The 23,235-nt window shown below is 55.2% G+C and carries 21 protein-coding genes and 1 tRNA gene; 13 read left to right on the top strand and 9 right to left on the bottom strand.

Features of this window, described 5'->3' with window-relative positions; all coding sequences use genetic code 11:
- Positions 1–290: 290 nt before the first annotated feature.
- Together H151_RS0107135 and H151_RS0107130 are read right to left on the bottom strand one after the other, a co-directional pair.
- The gene (locus tag H151_RS0107135; protein ID WP_019960964.1) at positions 291–2,246 is read right to left on the bottom strand and encodes an alpha/beta hydrolase family protein; all 1,956 of its coding nucleotides are present in this window, start codon (positions 2,244–2,246) and stop codon (positions 291–293) included.
- A 72-nt stretch (positions 2,247–2,318) separates the two neighbouring features.
- Positions 2,319–5,600 (bottom strand): TonB-dependent receptor domain-containing protein, encoded by a 3,282-nt coding sequence (locus H151_RS0107130; RefSeq protein ID WP_019960963.1) that lies wholly within the window; start codon positions 5,598–5,600, stop codon positions 2,319–2,321.
- Positions 5,601–5,869: 269 nt separating this feature from the next.
- Here H151_RS0107130 and H151_RS0107125 point away from each other — a divergent pair.
- A tRNA-Val gene (locus tag H151_RS0107125) sits at positions 5,870–5,946 on the top strand.
- A gap of 42 nt (positions 5,947–5,988) precedes the next feature.
- Here the strand turns inward: H151_RS0107125 and H151_RS0107120 are convergent.
- The 5 genes from H151_RS0107120 to motA all read right to left on the bottom strand — a co-directional run bounded on the left by H151_RS0107120 (position 5,989) and on the right by motA (position 10,985).
- Positions 5,989–6,852, bottom strand: a complete 864-nt coding sequence (locus tag H151_RS0107120) for a WecB/TagA/CpsF family glycosyltransferase (RefSeq protein ID WP_019960962.1) — start codon at positions 6,850–6,852, stop codon at positions 5,989–5,991.
- Between the two features lie 329 nt (positions 6,853–7,181).
- A complete protein-coding gene (gene mnmD / locus H151_RS15785; protein WP_019960961.1) occupies positions 7,182–9,113 on the bottom strand; it encodes a tRNA (5-methylaminomethyl-2-thiouridine)(34)-methyltransferase MnmD in 1,932 nt (643 codons plus the stop codon).
- A 3-nt stretch (positions 9,114–9,116) separates the two neighbouring features.
- Positions 9,117–9,671 carry an RBBP9/YdeN family alpha/beta hydrolase gene (locus H151_RS0107105; RefSeq protein ID WP_019960960.1) on the bottom strand — a complete coding sequence of 185 codons (555 nt, stop codon included), beginning with the start codon at positions 9,669–9,671 and terminating at the stop codon, positions 9,117–9,119.
- A gap of 61 nt (positions 9,672–9,732) precedes the next feature.
- Complete coding sequence (locus H151_RS0107100) at positions 9,733–9,939, bottom strand: PLDc N-terminal domain-containing protein (RefSeq protein ID WP_019960959.1); 207 nt, start codon at positions 9,937–9,939, stop codon at positions 9,733–9,735.
- A gap of 176 nt (positions 9,940–10,115) precedes the next feature.
- A complete protein-coding gene (motA, locus tag H151_RS0107095) occupies positions 10,116–10,985 on the bottom strand; it encodes a flagellar motor stator protein MotA (RefSeq protein ID WP_019960958.1) in 870 nt (289 codons plus the stop codon).
- Positions 10,986–11,144: 159 nt separating this feature from the next.
- Here motA and H151_RS0107090 point away from each other — a divergent pair, with 159 nt between their 5' ends.
- Positions 11,145–12,431: an MFS transporter gene (locus tag H151_RS0107090; RefSeq protein WP_019960957.1), complete on the top strand. Its 1,287-nt coding sequence runs from the start codon at positions 11,145–11,147 to the stop codon at positions 12,429–12,431.
- 5 nt (positions 12,432–12,436) lie between these two features.
- Here the strand turns inward: H151_RS0107090 and H151_RS0107085 are convergent, their stop codons facing one another.
- The gene (locus H151_RS0107085) at positions 12,437–13,663 is read right to left on the bottom strand and encodes a lytic murein transglycosylase (RefSeq protein ID WP_019960956.1); all 1,227 of its coding nucleotides are present in this window, start codon (positions 13,661–13,663) and stop codon (positions 12,437–12,439) included.
- Positions 13,664–13,967: 304 nt separating this feature from the next.
- Between H151_RS0107085 and ykgO the strand changes: the two genes are divergently transcribed.
- From ykgO to H151_RS17725, 7 genes are all read left to right on the top strand, one after another.
- On the top strand, positions 13,968–14,093 hold the full coding sequence (ykgO, locus tag H151_RS0107080; protein ID WP_019960955.1) for a type B 50S ribosomal protein L36: 126 nt from the start codon (positions 13,968–13,970) through the stop codon (positions 14,091–14,093).
- 5 nt (positions 14,094–14,098) lie between these two features.
- The gene (locus H151_RS0107075; RefSeq protein WP_019960954.1) at positions 14,099–14,728 is read left to right on the top strand and encodes an HAD family hydrolase; all 630 of its coding nucleotides are present in this window, start codon (positions 14,099–14,101) and stop codon (positions 14,726–14,728) included.
- Between the two features lie 78 nt (positions 14,729–14,806).
- The gene (locus H151_RS0107070; protein ID WP_019960953.1) at positions 14,807–15,397 is read left to right on the top strand and encodes a tetratricopeptide repeat protein; all 591 of its coding nucleotides are present in this window, start codon (positions 14,807–14,809) and stop codon (positions 15,395–15,397) included.
- A gap of 6 nt (positions 15,398–15,403) precedes the next feature.
- Positions 15,404–16,234 carry an alpha/beta fold hydrolase gene (locus H151_RS0107065; protein WP_019960952.1) on the top strand — a complete coding sequence of 277 codons (831 nt, stop codon included), beginning with the start codon at positions 15,404–15,406 and terminating at the stop codon, positions 16,232–16,234.
- A gap of 4 nt (positions 16,235–16,238) precedes the next feature.
- Entirely contained in the window at positions 16,239–17,012 is a 774-nt protein-coding gene (locus H151_RS0107060) for a hypothetical protein (protein WP_019960951.1), read from the top strand.
- 109 nt (positions 17,013–17,121) lie between these two features.
- Entirely contained in the window at positions 17,122–17,406 is a 285-nt protein-coding gene (locus tag H151_RS0107055; protein WP_019960950.1) for a DUF2312 domain-containing protein, read from the top strand.
- Between the two features lie 25 nt (positions 17,407–17,431).
- Positions 17,432–18,043, top strand: a complete 612-nt coding sequence (locus H151_RS17725; RefSeq protein WP_019960949.1) for a hypothetical protein — start codon at positions 17,432–17,434, stop codon at positions 18,041–18,043.
- A gap of 522 nt (positions 18,044–18,565) precedes the next feature.
- Here H151_RS17725 and H151_RS0107045 read toward each other — a convergent pair.
- The gene (locus tag H151_RS0107045) at positions 18,566–20,035 is read right to left on the bottom strand and encodes a sigma-54-dependent transcriptional regulator (protein ID WP_019960948.1); all 1,470 of its coding nucleotides are present in this window, start codon (positions 20,033–20,035) and stop codon (positions 18,566–18,568) included.
- Positions 20,036–20,305: 270 nt separating this feature from the next.
- Between H151_RS0107045 and H151_RS0107040 the strand changes: the two genes are divergently transcribed.
- The 4 genes from H151_RS0107040 to H151_RS0107025 all read left to right on the top strand — a co-directional run bounded on the left by H151_RS0107040 (position 20,306) and on the right by H151_RS0107025 (position 23,234).
- Complete coding sequence (locus H151_RS0107040) at positions 20,306–21,241, top strand: alpha/beta fold hydrolase (RefSeq protein WP_019960947.1); 936 nt, start codon at positions 20,306–20,308, stop codon at positions 21,239–21,241.
- Between the two features lie 97 nt (positions 21,242–21,338).
- Positions 21,339–21,632 (top strand): aa3-type cytochrome c oxidase subunit IV, encoded by a 294-nt coding sequence (locus H151_RS0107035; RefSeq protein ID WP_019960946.1) that lies wholly within the window; start codon positions 21,339–21,341, stop codon positions 21,630–21,632.
- Positions 21,633–21,761: 129 nt separating this feature from the next.
- Positions 21,762–22,886: a Re/Si-specific NAD(P)(+) transhydrogenase subunit alpha gene (locus H151_RS0107030; RefSeq protein WP_019960945.1), complete on the top strand. Its 1,125-nt coding sequence runs from the start codon at positions 21,762–21,764 to the stop codon at positions 22,884–22,886.
- Positions 22,887–22,895: 9 nt separating this feature from the next.
- Positions 22,896–23,234 (top strand): proton-translocating transhydrogenase family protein, encoded by a 339-nt coding sequence (locus tag H151_RS0107025; RefSeq protein WP_019960944.1) that lies wholly within the window; start codon positions 22,896–22,898, stop codon positions 23,232–23,234.
- The last annotated feature ends 1 nt before the right edge of the window (position 23,235 follow it).

Raw genomic sequence — 23,235 nt, 5'->3', positions numbered from 1 at the left:
TGATCGTTATTGGCCCTTTGGCGGGCCTTATTATGAGGAGTTTGCCCCCTCTATGATCTAATATGAATTTTTTGTCACAGTGCCGTCTAGAGTGTGATGCTGCGATCGGTGTTTTCCCGCAAAAATGTTGCAAAAAAGCAAACACCCTGTCATTTGCGGGCTGAATGAGTCCCACAGTCCATCGATATTGTTAAATATAGATTCAAATAAAATATATACATACAATGAGTTGGAAGAAAATTGAGGAAGGCCATAAACACCCCCCTCAAATTTTCAAACTCTAAGCTGATTTACAAACCGCCTGGTCCACATTCACTTTCTATATAGGCGGTCATTTTTTCATACAAAGCAATTTGATGTTCATAGAACAATGTATTGTAGAAATGATCAGCACCCTCCAGCTCTAAATACTGGTAATTAACACCATTCCTGTCAAGCTCAGGAATATAATGACGCATATGCTCTATTGGAACACGCTGGTCAACGCTGCCATGAACAATCAACATAGGCACATTAATATTTGAAACCTCGTCAATAGGTTGGATTCCCTCTCGACGACTCAGTTCAAACGCCTCTTGAGCTGGAATCAGTTGGTCGCGATAATAATTGAGTTGGAGATTCGGATCTGCAACCGCAGCGCCCGCGATGACACACTGATAAATATTAGGCGTACGGGATGCAGCTACCAATGCCGCATATCCCCCATAAGACCAGCCAAACATTGCAATACGGTCGCGATCAACACGCCCCTGCTCAACCAAATAGAGCGCACCATCATCCTTATCATCCTGCATGGCTAGGCCAGCTTGACCCAAGGCAGAGATATAATGCTCATATCCATACCCTAAGGACCCACGGTATTGCGGCTGCAATACCATATAACCCCGACTGGCCAGCATTTGCGCCCATTCGTCATAGGTCACAACCTCTGAAACAAACGGTCCACCATGCGGCAAGACGATCAAAGGGAAAGGGCCTTCACCATGGGGAACTGTCAAATATCCAGGAATTGTTCGCGTACCATCGCGTGATGGCCAACTAATATACTCTACATCAGCCAGGCTTTCCGGTTGCAACTGAGGATAATGCCCACCGAGATATTGAAGCTGCCCGTCGAAGAATAAATAGAAAGACCCTGGATCACGCGGTCCCTGATTGAAAACGACCAGCTTCGTATCATCGCGCGATGCTGAGGTAATTCTCAAATCATGGCTATTCGGGATGGCTTGTTCTAACGCCTGATATAAAGCCTGCTCATTCGGATCAATCCAAGCCGTTAGGTCCTTACGGCCAAAATATTGCACCCCGGCGATCTCATCGCCCAGACCAGCCCACTGATTATGGTGAAATAAAAGTCTCGAAACATCACTACGCTGTGGACGGAAAATGAGCTCACCAATCTCACCGCTTTGTAAATCAAACTCCCACAAGCCCGCTAGATCGGCACTATTATTGGCAATCACATAAGCCAGATTCTCGTCTTGAGTATCAAAGGCTGCGAAATCGAATGTCCGATAGTCAAACGTATCTTGGCGATGGGCTTCTTGCCATTGCTCGTCACCAGGCTTGCGATAATAATATACAGACTCACGGGTTGCAGCATCATATCCACGCGCGGCACGTGGATTACCCTCGTCATCAAAGCTCGCCGTGGCAATGCGCTCATTTCCACGTAAAACCAAACGACGCTGGCCTGTTTCAAGATTCAACCGATAATAAGCGCGCGGGCGAAACGCCGCAAAAGGATCATCTTCAGTCGCCGATCCAGTTGTCAAAGGCACAGATATAAGAATTGTATCGGGCTCATGCGGCAAAATATTCGCGATGCCTACATTATCACCAAACTCAACAAACTCACCTTCTGAGATGTCATAGCCGGTAATACGCGAACGAAATACACCGCGATTAAACCCTTCAATTCTACGGCCCATTCGTTGGCGAGCAGAAATCAACAACCGGTCATCACTAACCCAAGCAAGGCTGGTGTATTCCATTGGATCCGCATTCAAACGGATTGGGTCACTTTGTAGATTATTGGTTTCATAGATTTCTATATACGGATCACCCTCTTTTGAGGCAATTCGCATTAAGGCAAGGTACTTACCGTCAGGCGAGACCTGCGCCTGCTGCATTGCTTCTCGCACAGCAAAATAGTCCAGTGGAATTAGGTCGCCCTGCCCCATCGCACTTGCAGTCCCTGCAAGCGCGACAGCAATTGCCGACGCCCATATCTTTAAGCTTTTCATGATCGTCCCCTTAGAAAAAGGGCGGCGGCGAGTTTCCTCACGCACCGCCCTTTCAACAGTCAACCGTCTATATTAGAAGGATTTTTGAATGTTGACGAAGAAACGACGCCCGATGAAGTCTTGGTTGAATGGCACATTGGTCCCATTAACAGTGAAGATTTCATCGACCAGCTGAGGCTTCTCATCAAAGACGTTTTGGACGCCAACGAGGAGACTCCAAGTATCACGGCTCCAACGAAGTGAGGCATCGTGGGTGTAGTAATCATCGATCCAATCGATGTCTGCACAATCCACATCACCATTCGCGGCACCATCACAGGTATCTTCGATCCCCAATGCATCAGGGAAGTCAGTTTTGCTGCTTCCGATCCAACGCGTGTTCCAAGTCACACGGAAGTCACCGTAATCAGCAAAGATCCGAGAGCGACCATTCCAGTGTTGATTATATGGCTCACCCGCAGTTTCAAAGGTCACAGGATCAGCACCCGGTGCGCGAACAATCGAGTCACGCTCGATAGTATTGTTCAAACGCAGATCAATACCCCAGTCCACATTGCGTTCGAACAGAACGAAATCAGAACCAAAGAGAATATTGAAATCGATGCCTTTTGCTGTTTCTTCGTCTTGGTTCACAAATGGCGTACGGATTTCGCTAATTAAGCCGCGTGAGTCCCGCGTGATCAGACCGCAATATGCACTGCCGAGATTAGGCTGAACATTGTAGCAATCATCAATGATTTGCGAAGCACCCGTTTCAACCAGAGTGTCCTCAACACGGATGTCATAGTAGGTCGCCGCAAAGCTTAGCTCAAAAGCATCAAACCACGGTTGTTCGACCACAAACCCCGCATTCCAAGAACGCGATGTCTCTTCTTTCAGGTCAGCACCTTGAACTTTAAAGACCTCAACGCTGACAGAGTTTGGCGAACCCGCATTCAAGGTCGTTGGATCCAAACCAGCTGCGACACAGTTATCGAGGGTGATTTGGTCACGCGTTTCACCACTTGGATCATAAGCGTTAAAATCACCAACAGCACTCTCAGGAACAATACAAGGGTCAACGTAAGAGTTAAACCCAGACTGACCTAACAAGAACTGCTCACGTAAGTTTGGTGCACGGAAAGATGTCCCGTAACCACCACGGAAAGTCAGGTAGTTGGTTGGACGGTAAATACCGCTCAGACCATATGTCCAGGCCGAACCAAAGTTTGATTCACTTGTGAAGCGTGCAGACGCATTCAAAGTTAATTCTTCGATCAAAGGCTTATTCGCGACGAGTGGGACCTCGATCTCTGCAAAGCCCTCATAAAGATCGCGAGTACCATTGGCCCCGACATCGGAGAAGAAACCATAACCTTGACCATTACGCGCAACAGCATCTGGGTCAGACGCAATGCTATCCTGGCGGTATTCGAAACCAATAACGCCTGCAACAGTACCAGCCGGCAGTTGGAAAAGGTCCGCGTTTACAAACCCAGTCAGGACGCTTTGCTCAACAACCGTATCAAATGTACGGCGTGTGATCAGGAAGTCATATTCTTCTTGAGTGGCAAAGCTACCACCACCAATCGCAAACAAGCTAGGTGCGCCCAGATTCACAGCAACACAAGGCGGTGACTGGTTAACGCCATTACCGTAGAAAGGTTGATCTGGATTCGGGATACCATCGCCATCTGGGTCCAAACCACAGATGAACTCACCTGGTGCATTTGGATTCTCAATGGTCGTCGCCAGAGAGAGCGCCAAAGCATTGTCATCGATCACAGTGCGCGTTGATTGACCGATTGAACGATCATAGCTAGCAGACACTTCCCAAGAAATGTTTTTGATCGGGAAATCGGCAGAAACGGGAACATCGCCGCGAAGACCACCGACAAAGCGCATCTGCGTGATTTCAGTTTCTAGAGTCTTGTCTTCTTCAGCTAGGTTAAAGCGAACCTGCATCTGAATTTGGCGCGCACCAAGATAAGCATCCTGATAGCCATAAGCCGAAACAGGAACACCTAAAAGACGAACCATTTCAGCATTAAAAGCAGCACCACAATCTACACCAGCAACACCCGTGGCATTTGGATTACAAACGTTGAAGGGGTTGGCCGCAGGTAAGATTGCTTGCAAAGCTTGCGATCCATTACCATGGGCAACGGTTTGGCGGTTAGCAAGGCCAGCTTCGAAGAACACATCGATGTTGAAATCGCCACCGATATTGTACTCACCATATGTATAGCTTTTGAACGTTTCAGTCTGAGCCAAAACATCAGCTTCACGCTGCTGCGGATAGCCTGTTGCCTGATAGAATTGCGAAGATGCATCTACATCTGGCTGACCATTCGTGACAAAGTCATAGCTCAAGAAGCCAAAATTCAGTTCTGAGAAGTTTGGAATCCCAACGTTCGACTTGCCTGGGGTATAATAAAGGCTTCCGAAGAAAAAGGTTTCATCACGTGCGCGACCAGCATTGGCATCTGCGCCAAGAGGATCAGCAAAAAGGCGGTTGATACCATAAGCCGTCGTACAATTTGTTGCGGTTGAGTTTGCAGGCAAGGTCCGCAGAATCTCTGCATTGCCATAACGCACTTTACCGTCTGACGTATATTCAACGTTGCGATTACAACCTAAGAAGATGTCTTCACGGTCACGCAAACGAATATTCGTTTGGCGGCTCCATTCAGCACCAAAGCCCATGAACCCACGGTCTGCGTTCACGCCCCAACGTGCTGACAGCGTCATAGCCTGACCTGCACCATGCTCAGGTACAGTATATCCAGCCTCGACCTCAAACCCATCAAAGTTCTTACGCAAGATACCGTTAACAACACCCGCAACAGCGTCAGAGCCGTAAATAGAGGATGCACCGTCCAACAGGACATCATAACGCTCAATCAAGGTATTTGGGATCAAGCTTAGATCAGCCACCCCCGGCGCACCTTCAACACCGGCAGCGCCCATACGGCGGCCGTTTAGCAAAACCAGGGTACGAGACGCACCCAAACCGCGAAGGTCAGCGGTAGTTGAGCCAGGACCGTTATCCAGAACAAAACCGTTGAATGTTGTGTCAAACTGAAGCCCCGTTGACACCGTGCTTTCTTGAAGGATTGAGCCCGCATCAAACAAACCAATATCGCGAGACACTTCGCCTGAAAGAATTTGTACAGGACGCACACTCGTGAATTCATTCCGACGAATACGTGACCCCGTAATGACGATGGTTTCTTGAGAGGCTTCGTCTTCGGTTTGTTGGTTTTCAGTTTGAATAGGCTCTTGAGCCCATGCAGGTAGAGCAGCCAGGCCTGTCAGCGCTAAGCCAGCCAAAACCGTAGAGCGCAAATAGCGCCCTTTGCCCAAATAACTCATTGAATTCCCCTTTTGAATGAGACTGTATTTTTACAGCTTCTCTTATTAAGCGTATTCCGCTTATAAGTAATAAAAATGTAATAGTTTTGTCACGTCCACCCCAAGAAATCATAGGAACATGAAAAGACGGTAATATGTGGCAAAAAAGTCATAATTTAAGCGCAAGATTGCCCAAGTTTCCTCTGGATGCGAAACCAGCCTAAGTATCTGCAGCCCAAAGCTTGCCATCACAGATGGGAGCCGTTATATCACCGCTCTCGTTTTGGCAGGGGCGTATAGCTCAGTTGGTTAGAGCGTTACGTTGACATCGTAGAGGTCACAAGTTCGAATCTTGTTACGCCCACCATTACGCAAAAAAAAACGCGCCCTAAGGCGCGTTTTTTTATATCTATGCAAACTTCTTAGCCAATTGGCGCTCAAATGCACGCAACTTGCCCCGCGCTCTGCGCCATTCCATATATAAGAAGATGACTTTAGGCCCATCGACGAGATAGCGTTTCCACATCCGCTTGGGCTCACTCAGCAAGCGATGGACCCATTCCAAACGCGCTTTTTGCATCCATTTTGGCGCACGAACGACTTTTCCGGCAAGAAAATCTAAGGACGCGCCGACACATAATCCGATCCCGCTACAATCGCCGCGCTCCAAACACGCTGCCGCGACCATTTCCTGTTGTGGTGATCCCACACAGATAAAGACAAAGCGCGCAGGGTGATCGGCCACAAATTGCGCACACTGTGCGATGGCTTCTGGGTTATGACGAAGCCCCATCGGCGGCTGATGCCATTGAATTTGGGTCAAGCCATAGCGTAGGCGCAAGGCTTCTATGGTCGCCTCATCTCCGCCGATGACCGTCAAGGCTTCGTTTGGATCAATAACGCTCTCAAACAAGCGCTCGGTCAAATCCGAACCCGGTGCCACATCCACAGGCTCATCAGATAATTTCGCAATCAGTTCCAAAACCCGGCTGTCACAAATCGTCAGCCACGCCTGGGCATATAAAGGCGCGTAAGAGGGATCTTTGCGCAGACGCACCAGATGATCGACATTGGGCGTGTTCACAAAGGCAAAGGGGGCATCGGGCGCGCGCTCACCAATGCGGGTCAGGGCCGTCGTCAAGTCAATGCGATCAAAGGCCGAATTGAGAAACCAGATATGACGGCGCTGCTGGCGGCGATCACCGTCACGCGGCAAATCCACCTCTTGCGAAAGCGCTTGAAGTTCAGCCGTGAGGTTAACGCGAAGAGTCATAACGTGGTCCACCTATCTTTTTTGGTTTAGGCCACACGCTGCAAAATTAACGCCAAGCTGCATCTAAAGCCGAAGCTTCGCGCATCTTATGGATGTCCGCGGTCAAGCAGGGGCTCTTTGATGGCACACTATAGAACCACACTCTCGCTAAGCCTTTTATGTGTATGTATAATCAGCGCACTTGCGATACATTTAAGCTGGCCCGCGCACAGCATTGGCGTGCAAATGGGCCCCCTAGAGCTTCATATCAGCCTCTATGATGCGCCCCGCCTTGAGACTCATATTGATTGCGGTTTGGATCGTTGTCCCGTTCTGAGACTGAATTTTGATCAAGCCCCGCGCTTGAGGGCGCGCCAGGAAAACCGTGCGGTATGGATGCTGATCGCGGATGAGGGCGAGAGCACATCGGGTTCATCACAAAGATAGGCGAGAATCGCTTCGGCCATCAAAGGCGCATGGGCAAAGCCGCGCGAGCCTAAAGCCCCCAGCTGGATCAGGCCCTGACACATACCCTCGTCATGGGAGCTTTGAGCCTTATGGATAGCTTGGCCTTGCGCGAACGCGCGCCAAGCCTCGTTATACCCCTCGCCGACGACCGGCCCCAAAAGGGGTAGATGATCAGGCGTCGCAGCCCGAATCGCGCGCCAAGCCTGATCGGGGGCTTGGCCCGACGTCAAAGCCATCAATGCCGGACAATGCGCTTCAATATCAGCTTCAATTGAATGGCGAGCCTCTTCAAGAGATAAAAAGTCTTCGCCCTTTTCATGGGTGGAGCCCAATAGCAGCGCCCCATCATGACCGATGCCATATCCGCCCCAGGTCACGGGCGCACGATCACGCTGAGATGTGCGATAGACAAAGGCCTGACCGCGCGAGGGCTCCACATGGGGCTCGGCAAGGTCTTGCAGATAGCCACCGCCGGCGAGAATCACCGTTTCAGCTTCACTCAACATCGTGCCCTGGGGGTCAAAAACCTGCCAAAGATCGCCCTTGCGCTCTACACGCGCTGCGCGTGCATCTATAGGTGCCACATCTCCGGCCACAGCCTGCACCAGCGCTCGCGGTTTGAAATATCCCGAATCGGCCATCCACAGGCCAGGATACTCACAAGCGAGCCCGGTCTTGGCGCTGAGATCTTGCGCCGACAGGGCTTCATAGCCCGGCCCCATCAGTTCGGCCAGGCGGGCCAAGCGCTTAAAACCCGCATCATCCTTGGCCATGCGCGCCACGCCCGTGGCGAAAAAGGCCTCAGGAAAGGATTGATAGAGCCGACGGGCAAAATAAAACGCGGAGAGTGCAAAGCGTTGATGAGGGCGATCCCCGGCCTCTAAGCGCGGGGTGAAAAGCCCCAAGGGCGCGCCTGAGGCCCCGGCCGCCCAGCCGCCTTCGGCGATCACACTCAGCTCTCGCCCGCGCGTGCGGGCCGCATGAACCAGGCTGGCCGCGGCAATGCCGCCGCCGATAATCGTAACGCGGCCAGATCGCGGCGCGATGACAGGAAAGGGCGTTTGTGGGCGAACACGCGCCTCGCCTTCATAAATCGCTTCCAAGCGTTCGCGCTTGCGCCCAAAGCCGGGCTGTTTGGAGACGTTAAAGCCCACATCGCTGAGGCCCCGGCGCACACTGCCCGCAACGGTAAAGGTTGCGACCATCGCCCCTGGCGCGCTTAAGCGCGCCATATGACCCAAGACCGTCTCATTCCACATCGCAGGATTTTTCGCCGGTGCGAAACCATCGAGGAACCAAGCATCCGCTTTGAAATTCATATCCCTCAGCGCTTCGCTGGCTTCGTCATGAAACACGGTGAGCGTCAAATTATCTTCATCCAAACGGATGCGGTGCGGGCCTTTATGGGCACTGGGCCAGAGCGGGAGGAGGCTGTCAGCCAGAGGGGCGATCTGCGGCCAATCCTGCCAGGCGCGTTCAATCTGCGCCTTTGTAAGCGGGCGGCCCTCCAGGCTGACAAAATGCAGGCGCTGATGAGGTTTACGGGTTTTACGCCAGAGATCCCAGAGCGAAAGAAAGTTGAGCCCCGTGCCAAAGCCCAGCTCCGCAACGGTGAACTGATCGCGATCATGCCAGCGCTCGGGCAGGCCACAGCCCTTCAAGAACACCTGTTGGGTTTCTTCTAGGCCATTGTCAACCGAGAAATAAATGTCGCCATAATCGCGCGCGCGCGGCCCGCCGGGCTGAGACCAATCTAGATCCGGGGCCGGACAATAAAGGGTCTCACCGGAAAGGGGCTCATTGGGCGCGCCCATCGCTTAAAGCGAACGCATAAAGCTGGCAAAGGACATCAAGCCTTCCGGCCAAGGGCCATGGCCGCTTTCCACCTCGAAATGCCCAGCGTCTTGGGCATCACCCAGGCTCGCCCCCCAGGCGGCTGCTAGGTCTTCAGACTTGTCAAAGTCACAGGTCGGGTCATTACGGCTGGCCATCAGATGAGAAGGGAAAGGTAGGCGCGTGCGCGGAATGGGCGCAAAGCCATGATCGCCGGCAATCTCTGCCAGTTTGGGACGCTCCCAATCGGAAACCCCCACCAGAAAGGCACCCACGACCTGACCGGGCCTAAAATGTGGTGCGGCATGGACCGCTGTCAGCACACCCACAGAATGCCCCACCAGGACCACAGGGCGTTGAGCCTCTTCGACGGCACGCACAACCGTGTCGACCCAACGGTCCTTTTGGGGTTTATGCCAATCATCTTGGGCGATGATCTGGCCATTGGCCATTTTGGCCGCCCAGCGGCTTTGCCAATGGTCTTGGCTTGATCCGCCAAGACCCGGTAAAAAGAAGATATCTACGTCTGCGATTTTCATGCGTCTTACCTAGTTTTGCTCTGTCGATCCGACAAGAGCATAGAGGCATCTCTGCGCAGAGCTAAAAAATCGGGCGATCGGCCGCGCGCGGGCCTAAAATCAGCCAGGCGAGAAAGCCTATAATAGGGAAAATCAGAATAATGGTAATCCAGAAGGCTTTTAAACCGCGCGGTGCGCGGCTCTCACCGATACTAAGGATAGCCCACACATCAAAGATCAGAGCCATCAGGCCAATCGGCCCCAAAAAAAAGTCCAGACCCATCGTCATGTCTCACAGCTCTACCGATTGGTGCAATAAAGCAAGACTAGGGTGAATCCTTGGTAACAGCAACGCGATACGTCTAAAAAAACAACGCCTCATGCAGGCTGTGCATGAGGCGTTGTTTTTGCGATGACGAGAAGGGTGTCTTCACCTCTCTCTCCCGTCTCCCCGAATCTTTTATCTTAGGCTTCCATGGTGAGATTATTGAGCGTTTCTTCAAGTGTCGCAAAGCTAGGCTGCATCTTGCTGGGCACCAGACCGCGGCCAATCTCAACAGAGATCTGCGGTGCGTTGCCATGAAGGTGTGCGACCAAGACCGCCTTGATCACTTTATAATATTCACCTTCTTCATCGACGATGGCCGTCAAAACGGCCGAGAACGGACCCACAAAACCATAGGCTAAGAACACGCCCAGGAAAGTTCCCACCAGGGCACCCCCGATCATACCCCCCAAAACGGTGGGCGGTTCAGAGATCGCCGACATGGTTTTCACAACGCCCAACACCGCCGCCACAATCCCCAGCGCAGGCAAACCATCGGCCATCTGCTGAATGGCATGGGCCCCAGCACCGGCTTCATGGTGGTGTTTTTCAATCTGTTTTTCGATGTGATCTTCAACCTGATGGGGATCTTCCAAATTCATCGTCATCATGCGCAAGGTGTCGCAGATCAGATCAATTGCGAAGTGATCCTTCTCAATCTTGGGATATTTGGAAAAGATCGAGCTTTCATGCGGATTTTCGATATGCGCTTCCAGCGCGATCACACCCTTGGTCTTCATGGTTTTGGTCAGCTGGAATAAAAGGCAGAGAAGGTCTTCATAATCCTTCTTCTTCCACTTGGCCCCGGCAAAGATCTTACCAAAGCCCCCAGCCGTCGCGCCAATCGTAGAGGGCGGATTACCAATCAAGAACGCACCCACAGCGGAGCCGCCGATCATCATCAACTCAAAGGGCAACGCCTTGAGGATCACACCGAACTTACCCCCGGCGAGCACATACCCCCCGAAGACCATAACGAACACCACGACGATGCCGATGATCTGAAACATCGAACCACCACTCCACTTCTTGGACGCACCACAACAGGCTGGCCTTCTGGCTCTTATCACCCACACGTCCCGTTTCGAGACGCACCATAGCCCAGGATGCTTAAGGTGAGGTTGATCGCCCCTTCACAAAGCATTTACACTTCAGGGGTTTTTCCGGTGATGGACAAAGGCACGCGCACCCCTTACATCCTCGCCATGACCCCCGTTTATGACCCGGCCAACCCCTCGGCCCCACACATCAGAAAACGTGCATTCCGTTTGCTTTTCATCTGCTTGATGATTACCGGCATCGGCAATTCCATGTTGTTCGCCATTCTGCCGCCCCTGGCCAATGAGCTGGGCGTGGCGAAAGTTTTCGTCGGGGCGATCTACACAATCTCTGCGTTACTTTTTTTATTGATGAGCCCGATTTGGGGCGCACTCTCTGACCGCTATGGGCGTCGCCCCCTTATCGTGCTGGGCCTGACCTCATTTTCTGGATCCACTTTAGTCTTCGCGCTGGGGGCCTATTTGGGCCAAGCCCATCTGGTCGCGCCCTTAGGGGCCATTGCCATTATGGCTCTGGCGCGCTCGATCTTTGGGGGTATGGGATCGGCCACAAATCCTTCGGCCCAGGCCTATGTTGCTGATCGTACCAGCGCCCAGGAACGCACCAAAGAGCTGGCCAGCCTGACGGCGGCTTTTGGTTTGGGCGGCGTTATCGGCCCAGCCCTGGCCGCTGCCTTAGCGGAAAGGATCGGCATTGCCCCCTTTATGTTGGCGGCTGCGATCATCGTGGCGGGCGGGGCCTTTGCCGTTCATACCTTTTTGCCCGAAAAATCACCGCCCAAAGTTCAAAGCCGCCCGATCAATCCGATTGAGCAGTTTAAATTCGCGCTGGATCCGCGCCTGACAGCCTTTGTCATCTATGGCTGTGCGTTGTGGCTGACCCAGGCGAGCAGTCTACAGACCCTCACCTTCTACATTATGGACCGGCTGCAGTTTGACACCGCCGAGGGACTACGCATGGGCGGGATTGCGTTGACCAGCGGCGCGGCGGCCTTGATCTTTGCGCAATTGGTGCTGATCCCAACGCTTAATCTGTCGCCGCGAATTTTGATGAGCGCGGGCGCAGCCTTCACCCTGATCGGCAATGGCGTCATCGCGCTGGCCAACCATTATCCTTTGATCATTGTCGGCTATATGATTTTAAGCTTGGGCTTTGGTCTGGCGCGGTCTGGCTTTACCGGCGGGGCTTCATTGGCGGTGAACCCTGAAGAGCAGGGGCGCGCGGCCGGGATCACCACCGCCACAGCCGGGCTCGGCTTTATGCTGGCGCCGATCTTCGGGCTTTGGCTCTATCAAAGCTTTGGCCCCTCCACCCCGTTTGAGCTGAACATGGCTTTAGCCCTGGGGGCCTTGGCGCTGGCCTTCCTTCACCCGGCGGTGCGCCGCACCCGCGCCTAAACGCTTTAAGTACGTCCGGCCTTGCGCAAAATTCGCCCATGTACCTCTGCGCCCGCATAGCCATCCGGCGTCATGCCCTCAGCGGCCTGAAAGGCGCGGATAGCCCGGCGAGTATTCGGCCCGACAATGCCGTCCACGCCGCCCGGATCATAGCCCAGATCAACCAGCGCTTCTTGCATGGCTTGCGATTGCGCGCGGTTGAGCGGGGGGTTATCCAGCGGCCATTCACCAACTATGTCCGGGCCAGAGCCCAGCTTGCTGGCGAGATACGCCACACCCAGCGCATAGGCGGTGGAATTATTATAATGCTTGATCGCTTCAAAATTATCAAAGGTCAAGAAGGCCGGACCGCGCGCGCCCGCAGGGGCGTTCAATTTGGCGCGGCGATTGAGCAAATACTCATCCCAGGGCAAGCTTCCCTGGCGAGCAACGCCTAAAGCGGCCCACTCTGAAACAGGCTTCCATCCGGTTTCATTCCACACTGACCAGTTGAAATCCTCACCCAGCGTGACTTCGATCACCACCGGCGCATTCGCCTGCCAACCGCCCCGGTTTAACAAGGCCGCCGCCGAGGCCAGGGCATCGCCCGCATCCCCCCAGATATCACGGTCGCCATCATTATCGAGATCTTGCGCGCGCTCTAGATACGTCGTCGGGATAAATTGGGTCTGGCCCATCGCCCCAGCCCATGAGCCTTTTAACTGATCGCGCGTGGCCCAGCCGCGATCCAGCATGCGCGTCACGGCATAGAGCTGATCTTCGGCCCATTGGCGACGACGCCCTTCCCAGGCCAAGGTCGCCAATGCACGTACAATGTCATTGGTGCCCTGGATCTCACCATAGGCGCTTTCCAGGCCCCAAATCGCCGTTAGGATATGGCGATCCACCTCATAGCGCGCTTCAATGGCATTCAGCGCTTCAATCTCGCGGATTTGCGCGAGCCGTCCCTTGGCGGCGCGATCTTCAGAGGCCGCCCCGGCGATATATTCCCAAATCGGGCGCACGAATTCGGGCTGGCTGCGATCACGTTCAATAATGCGCGGATCAGGCTCGATCCCATCAAACATAGACGCGACAATGGCGCGATCGACCCCGCGATCAATCAGACGCGCCTGAAAGTCACGCGACCAGGTTTCAAAGGGCTGATCCTGCGCCATGACCGGGGCCGTCAGGGCACTGCCTAGGGCCAAAGCCACCATAAGCGCACGCAAAGTTTGGTGTTTGGCCGTCATAGGCGATCTCCCCGAAGTTTAAAGACGTTGGGCCAAGTATAAGCCATGGCGATATGAACCCAAGCTGAGAATGTTGTGGACCCTGGGCAAAACGCATCAGGCGCGATAAAGCTTCACGCGCGATGCAAAAAAGCGACAGCGCCTAGACGCGCGCGCCTTTGCGCGTATGAAATTTGCCTTGTTTGCAGTGCTGGTGTGTTGACTCTGCGCCCACCATCGCGTAATCACCGCGCTTCAAATTTGGGCCCGACCCAAAGACGGCACTAGGCCAAAGAAGACATTTACTCAAGACAGGCGCGAAACCATGAAAGTCCGCAGCTCTATTCGTTCTTTGAAAAACCGCCACCGCGATTGCCAGGTGGTGCGTCGCCGTGGCCGCGTATACGTGATCAACAAAACCGACCCACGCTTTAAAGCGCGCGCTGGTTAGGTGTGATGAGCGCGGCGCGTAGCTTGCCGCGTGCAACAGCCCTGCTTTGGGATATCGGCAACACCCTTGTGCGCTGGGATCCTAAACGGCTTTACAAAACGCTGATTGAAGACCCAAACGCCGTTGAGGACTTTCTCAACGGCGTTTGTACCATGGACTGGCACACCTATCATGATCGCGGTGTCACCATGGCCGACAATCGTGCCGCTTTGGTTGTACGCCATCCGGATAAAGAAGCTTTGATCCGCGCCTGGGATGTGCGCTGGTTAGAGATGTTTGACGGAACGATGCCTGGGGTTTTGGAGCTTTTCGAAACCCTGGACGCAGCCGGCGTGCCGCAATATGCCCTGACCAATATGCCGGCGGAAAAATGGCCCGCCGTGATGGGGATCTATCCCTTCACGCAAAAGCTCCTCCATACGGTGGTCTCCGGCGAAGAAGGCTTGGTTAAGCCCGATCCCAAAATCTATGAGCTGACCAAGAAGCGAATCGCCTCCAAACCCGGCGAGACCCTGTTCGTCGATGATCGCCAAGATAATGTCGATGCGGCCATCCGCTGTGGCTTCCAGGCGGTACGCTTTGTCGATGCCGAAACCTTGCGCAAAGATATGCAAGAGCGCGGCCTGCCGGTTTAGACCCAAACGCGCGTGAAAATTCATCCGCGACCGCCTTTGCCCATTGGTTTCTTTAAAATGTCCCCGTAAGCTGGGGCGATGATCTGGTTCAGTGCCCTTCTGTTGATGGTTCAGCCCGCCCCCGCAGCGCCGGGGCAGGAGCGCTCTATTGATCTGAGCCCCCCTCAAGGCACATCGAGCCTTAGCCCGCAAGCGCGTTTAGCCGAGCGCTTGGCGGCCCTCAAAGCCAGCACCAACGAAGATGAAGCCAACGCGCTGGCCGCAGAGGTCATCTCGCTGTGGGAACAACAAGGCGGCGATACCGCGCAGTATATGCTTGATCGCGGCCGCATGGCCGCCCAGGCCGGCGAATGGACGCTGGCCGAGCGCCAATATCATTATGTGCGCCAATTGGAACCAGAGCTGTCTGAAGGCTGGATCCGCACCGCTGAAACCGCCGCCGCGCGCGCCGATTGGACCTTCGCCATGGAAGCCTTGGAACGCGCCCTGGTGTTAGAACCCAACCGATTTGATGCCTATGTCATGCTAGGCAATGTCCTGGAACGCGCCGAGAGCCCGGAAGGCGCGCTGGAGGCCTATAAAGAGGCCTTAAAAATCTTCCCCCTCCATCCGCGGGCGCGTAACGGCGTGGAGCGTCTGGAGTCCGCCGCCGCCGGGCGGGCCTTATAAGCGGATATGGAAGCTCGCGTCTTAGAACTTCAGGAGGCACGCCTTCATTATATCGAGACAGGCGATCCCCAACAGCAAAGCGTTGTGATCCTGCATGGCGCGATCAGTAATCTGCGCGATCCTTATCTGGCACTGAACGGTCACTTAAATGATTTCCATGCCATCTATCTCGATCGCCCGGGCCTTGGCCATTCCACACGACCCCCTGGGCCTTGGACGCCCCAGCGTGAGGCCCAATTGATCACAGACTTTATGGCGGCCAAGGGCCTAAAGGATGTGCTGATCGTGGGGCATTCCTGGGGCGGGGCGATTGCCATGCGCTGTGCGCTCGATCACCCTCACCTCTTCAAAGGTCAGCTCCTGATTGCTCCGGCCCTGCGCGCGGGCGTAGGCGAAGCGGCCTGGTATAACAAAGCCACCCACTGGCCCCTGATCGGCTGGCTGATCAGCCATGTGGTCGCGCCCCTGCTCGGTCCCTTGATGCTGGGTAAGGGCGTGGCCCATGCCTTCCACCCCGAGCCCGTACCCGCGAGCTATATTGAAGACTCTGATCTCGCCCTGATCCTGCATCCGCGTCGCTTTCGCGCCAATGCCCGCGACATGGCCGATGTCAATGCCCATCTGGCGGCCCAGGAAACCCGTTACCCTGAATTGAGTGTGCCCACGGTGATCCTGGCCGCGCCGCACGATCAAGTCCTGTGGACGGCGCGCCATTCGGGCGCGCTCGATGCGGTGAGTGATCAGGTACACCTCACCCTTATTGACGGCGCGGGCCATAACCTCCATTTCAGCCATCAAGGCCTGATTGTCGAGGCCCTCAACCGACTAAAGGGGTAATGAGATGAGCGAGCACGCCGCGCTGGAGGCACGCATTGATCATGCTTTGGCCTATCCCTTTGAGCCCCCGCGCGAGAGCTTTGTCTTTATCCGCGGCCAGGCCCTGGCGCTACTCCATTGGAATGCCAGCCATGTAGAGGACAGCGTCTTTGAAGGCGAGGCCAAGGCGCGCACCCTTCTGACCCAGGCCGAAATTGAGGCCCTTCATCGTCCGCGCCATGCGGTGATCGCCTGTGGATCGAATGCATCGCCCCGGCGCCTGCGCGAAAAATTTGGCGATGATCAGATCGTACCAACGCTCGCCATCACGCTATCGGGCTATAGCGTGGTCCATTCGGCGAAAATCGCGGCCTATGGCTCCATCCCCGCGACCTTGCATCCCGATCCGATGGGAAAGGCCCAGGTCTTTGTGAATCTCCTCGATGAGGATCAATTGGCGATCATGGATGTGACGGAGACTTTGGGCGTGGCCTATGACCGCCCGATCTTTGATCGCGATGCGGCCAAAGGCCTACCCAGCCAGGCCGAAACCTTGATGGCCTATGTCAGTCGCCATGGGGCGTTGAGCCTGTCAGGGGCGCCGGTCGCCCTTTCCATGGTGCGCCAAGATACGCTTTACACATCTTTGGATCAAAGACAGGCCCAGGGCCTGGCGCTGTCTTTAGTGGATCATCCCGGTGATGAGCGTGAATTTATCGCGGAAAATCTGAGTGATAGTCAGATCCGCGAAGCGCGCAGCCTGGCGTTAAAAACCGCCAGCGACCTTCCCTTTTCCTGATCCGGGGCGAAGAGGCGCCTTGCCAAAGGGGGGCCGGGGCGCGTATGACGCACGCCCACCCCATCCCCACGCGACCAAGCCCTTGGGCGCGCAAGACTGGAGAACGCCCATGGTGACCGAAACCGACCCCTATGCCCCTGAAGGCGATGTCTCTGATGCCATCGGTGCCAGCGCGCGCGATCAGATCCGCGCCTTTGTCGCCCGCATCGAGCGCCTGGAAGAAGACAAAGCCGCCGTCATGGCCGATATGAAAGAGGTCTATGCCGAAGCCAAATCTATGGGCTTTGATGTCAAGGTCCTGCGCCAGGTCATTCGCCTGCGCAAGCAAGACCGTCATGAGCGCCAGGAGATGGAAGCGCTCTTGGAATTATATCTCGGGGCTCTTGGCGAGTAAGATATTTTGTTCTATATTCGTTCGCATGGCGCGCGATATAGACGATAAGAAAAAGCGTAAGGCCCTGGCGAAATTGCGCCGGGCCAAAGCGCTGATAACCAGCGGGGACGATCCCACGCGCGCCTTCAGCGAGTGGGAGGAGGACTTTGTCACCTCCTTAGAAGATCGCCTGGAAACCTTTGGCTCGGCGTTTAATGACCCCGAGAAAGGCGCTTTGGATGAGCCATTGTCTGCTCGCCAAGCGTTGAAGCTCAAAGAGATCGAGAAGAAGGCCAAAGGTAAAGCCAAAGGCATAGATCGCCCACGCTATTCCTCGTTCAAGTCCAAAACCTCCAGCTTTACATCGAAATCGCAACCACGCCGCAGCTATGGCCGCGACATCCATGACGATGTGATCGAAGCGGTTGAGACGCCAGTTCTGAGCGAGGCACAAAGCGCCCTGCCCCAAGGTGCCAAGAAGGCCGTCAAAAAGGGCTTCACCCCGCGCTTGGTGGTCGGCGATAGCGCACCCCATGCGCCAACGCCGCCAGCGGCCCCTGAACCCATGGCTCCCCCCTCCCCTGCGCCTCAAGCGACGCCAGATCCGCGGGCGCGCTTCCAAATCATTGCGGGCGGCTTAGACGCCAAGGCGTCTTAAGCCTGCTCGGGCAAGCCTCTGATGGGCCGTCTTTGCTGATGGACCCTGGGGTGACGAAGTGTGAGACCTGTCCTCCCCTGCGAAGCGGGGGAGGTGGTCCGATAGGACCGGAGGGGGCGACTTTTTGTGAACTATCCCCGCATCGCAACGACAGCAAAAAAAAGAACTGTCATCCCGGAGAAGCGAAGCGCACATCCGGGATCTATTGAGTATGCCGATAACGCGCATAGATCCCCGATCAAGTCGGGGATGACAGGTCGACCCGAAGGGGCGCAAGCGCGAACGCGCGCCCGAAGCTAAGCGAGGAATTAAAAAGAACTGTCATGCCAGATTTAATCTGGCATCCAGGCCGTGACTTTGACGATTATTCTGACCAATCAGAATCAAGCTCAACTCTTACGGCATGGACCCCAAATCAAGTTTGGGGTGACAGGAATTAGCCACCCCCCAACAAAAAACGCGCTGGCGGGGGACCAGCGCGTTTTTATCGACCGATAGTTCGAAAGGCAGATCAGGGGGGGGTTAACCCGCCTCGCGGAAATTATCGACGTCTAATTCGTATTCGCGCACTTTGCGATAAAGCGTGGAGCGCCCTACGCCCAGACGCCGGGCCACTTCGGCCATTCGCCCAGAATAGGTTTCAATCGCAAACTGGATCAGGTCACGCTCGATGGATTCCAGCGGGCGTAAATGGCCCCCCGCATCCACAATGTCGACCTTGGCCAAATCATCCCCGGCCTCATCCTCCAGGGCTTCATGCAAGACCGGCAGGGCTTCATGATGCACCGGTGCGGGCGCAGGCTCGTCGGCAAAGCTGGGCGTCATGCCCGAGATTTGCGGAAAGTCCTGCGGGGTCAGGTAGTCGCCATCGCATAAGACCACCGCGCGGAAGACCATATTTTCCAGCTGGCGCACATTGCCCGGCCAGTCATAGGCCATCATCAGATCCATAGCGGCCGCGTCGGCATCCATGATCTGTTTGTTTTCCTGCGTGTTGAAGCGCGCAATGAAGTGACGCACCAGGGCGGTCATATCATCCTTGCGTTCACGCAAGGCCGGCACTTCAATCGGGAATACGTTCAAGCGGTAGAAGAGATCTTCGCGGAATTGACCGGCGCGGACCTGTTCGGCCAGATCGCGATTGGTGGCCGAAATGATGCGCACATCGACCTTGACGGGCTTTTTCGAGCCCACCGGGTCCACTTCACCTTCTTGCAGGGCGCGCAGCAGTTTGACCTGCATGTCCAGGGGCAGTTCACCGATTTCATCCAGGAAGAGCGTGCCGCCATCAGCCTCTTGGAATTTACCCATATGCTTGGCCACAGCGCCAGTGAACGCGCCTTTTTCGTGACCAAACAAGGTTGATTCCACCAGATTTTCTGGAATAGCGCCGCAGTTCACCGTGATGAAGGGTTTTCCCGCCCGATCAGACGCGGCCTGAATGGAGCGTGCGACCAATTCCTTACCAACCCCGGATTCCCCGGTGATTAAAATCGGAATATTGGATTTTGCCGCGCGTTCGCCCAAACGCACCACCTGGCGCATCCCGGCAGCACCTGCCACCATGTCTTTGAAGTCCGACTTGCCGCTTTGCATGCGCTTAAGCCGGGAGACCTCCCCCGTCAGCTCGCGCACCTTAAAGGCGTTGCGGATCGAGACCGCAATGCGTTCGGGGCTAGCGGGCTTGATGAAGAAATCCACCGCGCCTGCACGCATCGCCTTGACCACCGTTTCAATACCGCCATGGGCGGTCAAAACGATCACCGGCAAGCCCGGTTCGCGGGCATTGAGCGCCTCTAACGTCTCCATACCATCCATGCCGGGCATAACCAGATCGAGCAGAACCACGTCCACTCCACCGCGTTTGACCCGATCCAAGGCGGCTTCCCCACTGTCAGCCGTCTCGGGATGGTGTCCCTGTTTTTCCAGTACCGCTTGCATTAAGCGGCGTTGAGTCGGGTCGTCATCGACAACCAGAACTGTTTTAGCCATCACCCACGCCTTTTCGGTCGCTAACGGGTATCGGTCTCAGTATTGAGAAGAAGAGCTTGCCCCATGGTTTTCCACGTGAGCGCCCCCGACATCCGCTTGTTGTGTGAGCCGTTATGGGACAGGAGTCGTAAAATTGACGTTTATGCGCCGGTAGGAAATTATTAGGGTAAACAAAGCCTTAGCATTGCTTACATTGGTAAGGATTGACGTGAACGTAAAGCAGGCGCAGACTTTTACAAAAGCTAAACGCGTTAAGGAAGGAGCCAGAAAATGGCTGTCCCAGAGGATCAAAACCCGCCCCTCGTTAACGAATCACCTTCAGGGATGGCGGCCCCTGAATGGTTTACAAAGGCGCTCAAAACGCCCTTTGAAACGGGTCATGTCACCCATAAAGGCATTGATCTGGCCTGGAAGGCGTGGGGAAAAAAACAAAAAAACTGCATTATTTTGATCCATGGCGGCACAGCCCATAAGGGATGGTGGGATGCGATGGGTCCTTTTTTGGCGCAAAATGAACGCAGGGTGGTCGCCATCGACCTCGCCGGGATGGGGCATTCGGGCTGGCGCGAGGGCTATGACCTCTCTCAACACGGCGAAGACGCGCTGATCGCAGCCGAAGCGGGCGGAGCCTTTGCTGGCGAAGAGCGCCCGGTTTTGGTCGGTCATTCCTTTGGCGGCTTTGTCACGATGATGGCCGCGATTGAGCACGGCAAACGCCTATCACGCGCGATTATCTTGGACAGTCCCTTTCGGCCCTTATCCGAACAACGCAGTGAAAGCCCGCCCCGGCGCGGGGGGCGCGTTTATGCCACCATCGACGAGGCCTTGGCCCGCTTCCGCCTGCTGCCCGAACAAGCGTGTGAGAACACCTGGCTGGTCGATTATATCGCGCGCGGATCCCTGCACCCTGTCGAGGGCGGCTATACGTGGCATTTCGACCCGCAGCTGTGGCAGAAACTCTCCTGGACCCGTCAGGCCCCGGAAGATCTCGCCAAGGCCTTACGCGCGCCCTTGGCCTTTATACGCGGGGCACAATCTGATTTAGTCCCCGACCCACTGTGGACCTATATGCAAGGGGTTTTTAAAGATAGCCCCTTTATAGATGTGCCCGAGGCCCGTCATCACTTGATCCTGGATCAGCCTTTAGCGGTCATCGCGGCACTCAACGCCCTTATCGAAGGGTGGAAAACGCCAAGAAAAGACTGAAGAAAGCGCCTTTAAAGGGTGAATGAGACTTGGCCAAATCTATCCGGCGTGATACCTCGCGTCATAATCGTGTCTTTTTGAAGTTAAGGAGTCCCCCATGGCAGCGGATTACCATCACGGTGAGATGGACATCTCCGAGCACAGCAAAACCTTCCAAGGTTTTATTGATGTTTCCATCTATTCTACCCTGGTGACAGGCGTCGTGATCTTGTTCGCGGTCCTGCACTTTGGTGCTCATGTCGCTTGGTTCACCGATCTTTTCATCTGCGCAGCTTTGGCGCTGGTTGGTGGATTAATGTTCAAACGCGGCGTTGCTTATTGGGCGACGATCATCATCACGGGCTTCATCGGCCTGGTGATCGGCGGGGGCATGGCGCTGTTCGGCGCGTAAGCTTTAATACCAATTGTATAAAATAACCTCTGCACACAAAAGTGGCAGAGGTTATTTTTTTGGTTGCACCTGCGGCATATTTCCCCATCTTGAGATCAACGGCACGCGCCGCAAGAGGGGAATGCCCGTATGAAAATTGCAGTTCTAAAAGAGACATGGCCTGGTGAAACCCGTGTGGGGGCTACGCCAGATACCGTCAAAACCTTTATCAAGGCCGGGGCTACGGTCTTTGTCGAATCAGGGGCGGGCGCACAAGCGAGCTTCTCTGATGCGATGTATGAAGGCGAAGGGGCCCAAACCGGGGCCTTAAACGCCCTTCCCGGCGACACTCAATTGGTTCTATGTGTGCGCCGACCGGATGACGCTCATCTGGACGCCATCCCCAAAGGCGCGATGATTATCGGCCTGATGGAGCCCCATAGCGCGCAAGATTTTGCCAAAACCTGCGCCGATAAAGGCCTGACGGTGTTGGCCATGGAATTGACCCCGCGCATCACCCGCGCCCAATCCATGGATGCGCTGTCGTCTCAGTCCAACCTTTCAGGCTATCGCGCGATTATCGAAGCCGCGCACATCTATGGGCGCGCCTTCCCGATGATGATGACGGCGGCCGGTACGATTGCCCCGGCAAAGGCCTTCATCATGGGCGCAGGCGTTGCCGGCCTTCAGGCCATCGCCACCGCACGCCGTCTGGGCGCGGTTGTCACCGCCACCGATGTGCGCCCCGCCGCCAAAGAGCAAGTCGCCTCGCTGGGCGCGAAATTCATCGCCGTTGAGGATGAAGAATTCAAAGCCGCAGAGACCTCGGCGGGCTATGCCAAAGCGATGAGCCCCGAATATCAGGCCAAGCAGGCCGCGCTGGTCGCCAGCCATATCGCCAAGCAGGATGTGGTCGTCACCACCGCGCTGATCCCCGGACGCCCGGCCCCGCGCCTTATCTCGACCGCGATGGTCGACACCATGAAGCCCGGCAGTGTCATCATCGACCTGGCCGCGGCCATGGGCGGCAATTGTGAGCTGACCCAGCCCGATACTCTTGTTGAGCATAATGGTGTGACCATTGCCGGTTACACCAATCTGCCCGCGCGCCTGGGCGCAGATGCCTCGCAGCTTTTAGCCAAGAACTTCGTCAATCTTTCCGCGCTCTTGAAAGATCAGAGCGGGGCCTTCGCGCCCCATTGGGACGATGATGTCATCAAAGCCATGACCCTGACCCGTGATGGTCAGATCGTTCATGACAGCCTTCGCGCATAGGAGCCCCCCATGGAAGTCGTAGATCCCTTTATCTTCCGCCTGGCCATCTTCGTGCTGGCCATCTTTGTGGGCTATTATGTGGTGTGGTCAGTGACCCCAGCGCTGCATACGCCCTTGATGAGTGTCACCAACGCCATTTCATCGGTCATTATCGTGGGCGCGCTGCTCGCGACCGCTGCGGCGGCGACCAATGCCGGCGGGCAATTTGCCAAAGGGGCAGGCGCGCTCGCCATTATTCTCGCCAGTGTGAATATCTTTGGCGGCTTTATGGTCACCCAGCGCATGCTCGCCATGTATAAGAAAAAAGATAAACCCGCCAAGGCGGACACCCCAAAGACGGAGGGCTGAT

Origin of the sequence: Woodsholea maritima DSM 17123 (genome assembly GCF_000382325.1) — a bacterium.
Lineage (GTDB): Bacteria > Pseudomonadota > Alphaproteobacteria > Caulobacterales > Maricaulaceae > Woodsholea > Woodsholea maritima.
The sequence above is the reverse complement of the archived record's forward strand: the minus strand, read 5'-3'. Positions and strand labels throughout refer to the sequence as shown.

Bases quoted from the DNA above. Each gene is read 5' to 3' on its own strand.
- ykgO (WP_019960955.1), top strand. From the start codon at position 13,968: ATGAAAGTCCGCAGCTCTATTCGTTCTTTGAAAAACCGCCACCGCGAT.
- H151_RS0107065 (WP_019960952.1), top strand. From the start codon at position 15,404: ATGGAAGCTCGCGTCTTAGAACTTCAGGAGGCACGCCTTCATTATATC.
- H151_RS0107040 (WP_019960947.1), top strand. From the start codon at position 20,306: ATGGCTGTCCCAGAGGATCAAAACCCGCCCCTCGTTAACGAATCACCT.
- H151_RS0107030 (WP_019960945.1), top strand. From the start codon at position 21,762: ATGAAAATTGCAGTTCTAAAAGAGACATGGCCTGGTGAAACCCGTGTG.
- H151_RS0107075 (WP_019960954.1), top strand. From the start codon at position 14,099: ATGAGCGCGGCGCGTAGCTTGCCGCGTGCAACAGCCCTGCTTTGGGAT.
- motA (WP_019960958.1), bottom strand. From the start codon at position 10,985: ATGTTTCAGATCATCGGCATCGTCGTGGTGTTCGTTATGGTCTTCGGG.
- H151_RS0107025 (WP_019960944.1), top strand. From the start codon at position 22,896: ATGGAAGTCGTAGATCCCTTTATCTTCCGCCTGGCCATCTTCGTGCTG.
- H151_RS0107045 (WP_019960948.1), bottom strand. From the start codon at position 20,035: ATGGCTAAAACAGTTCTGGTTGTCGATGACGACCCGACTCAACGCCGC.
- H151_RS0107100 (WP_019960959.1), bottom strand. From the start codon at position 9,939: ATGACGATGGGTCTGGACTTTTTTTTGGGGCCGATTGGCCTGATGGCT.
- H151_RS0107130 (WP_019960963.1), bottom strand. From the start codon at position 5,600: ATGAGTTATTTGGGCAAAGGGCGCTATTTGCGCTCTACGGTTTTGGCT.
- H151_RS0107105 (WP_019960960.1), bottom strand. From the start codon at position 9,671: ATGAAAATCGCAGACGTAGATATCTTCTTTTTACCGGGTCTTGGCGGA.
- H151_RS0107055 (WP_019960950.1), top strand. From the start codon at position 17,122: ATGGTGACCGAAACCGACCCCTATGCCCCTGAAGGCGATGTCTCTGAT.
- H151_RS0107085 (WP_019960956.1), bottom strand. From the start codon at position 13,663: ATGACGGCCAAACACCAAACTTTGCGTGCGCTTATGGTGGCTTTGGCC.
- H151_RS0107120 (WP_019960962.1), bottom strand. From the start codon at position 6,852: ATGACTCTTCGCGTTAACCTCACGGCTGAACTTCAAGCGCTTTCGCAA.
- H151_RS17725 (WP_019960949.1), top strand. From the start codon at position 17,432: ATGGCGCGCGATATAGACGATAAGAAAAAGCGTAAGGCCCTGGCGAAA.
- H151_RS0107090 (WP_019960957.1), top strand. From the start codon at position 11,145: ATGGACAAAGGCACGCGCACCCCTTACATCCTCGCCATGACCCCCGTT.
- H151_RS0107070 (WP_019960953.1), top strand. From the start codon at position 14,807: ATGATCTGGTTCAGTGCCCTTCTGTTGATGGTTCAGCCCGCCCCCGCA.
- H151_RS0107035 (WP_019960946.1), top strand. From the start codon at position 21,339: ATGGCAGCGGATTACCATCACGGTGAGATGGACATCTCCGAGCACAGC.
- mnmD (WP_019960961.1), bottom strand. From the start codon at position 9,113: ATGGGCGCGCCCAATGAGCCCCTTTCCGGTGAGACCCTTTATTGTCCG.
- H151_RS0107060 (WP_019960951.1), top strand. From the start codon at position 16,239: ATGAGCGAGCACGCCGCGCTGGAGGCACGCATTGATCATGCTTTGGCC.
- H151_RS0107135 (WP_019960964.1), bottom strand. From the start codon at position 2,246: ATGAAAAGCTTAAAGATATGGGCGTCGGCAATTGCTGTCGCGCTTGCA.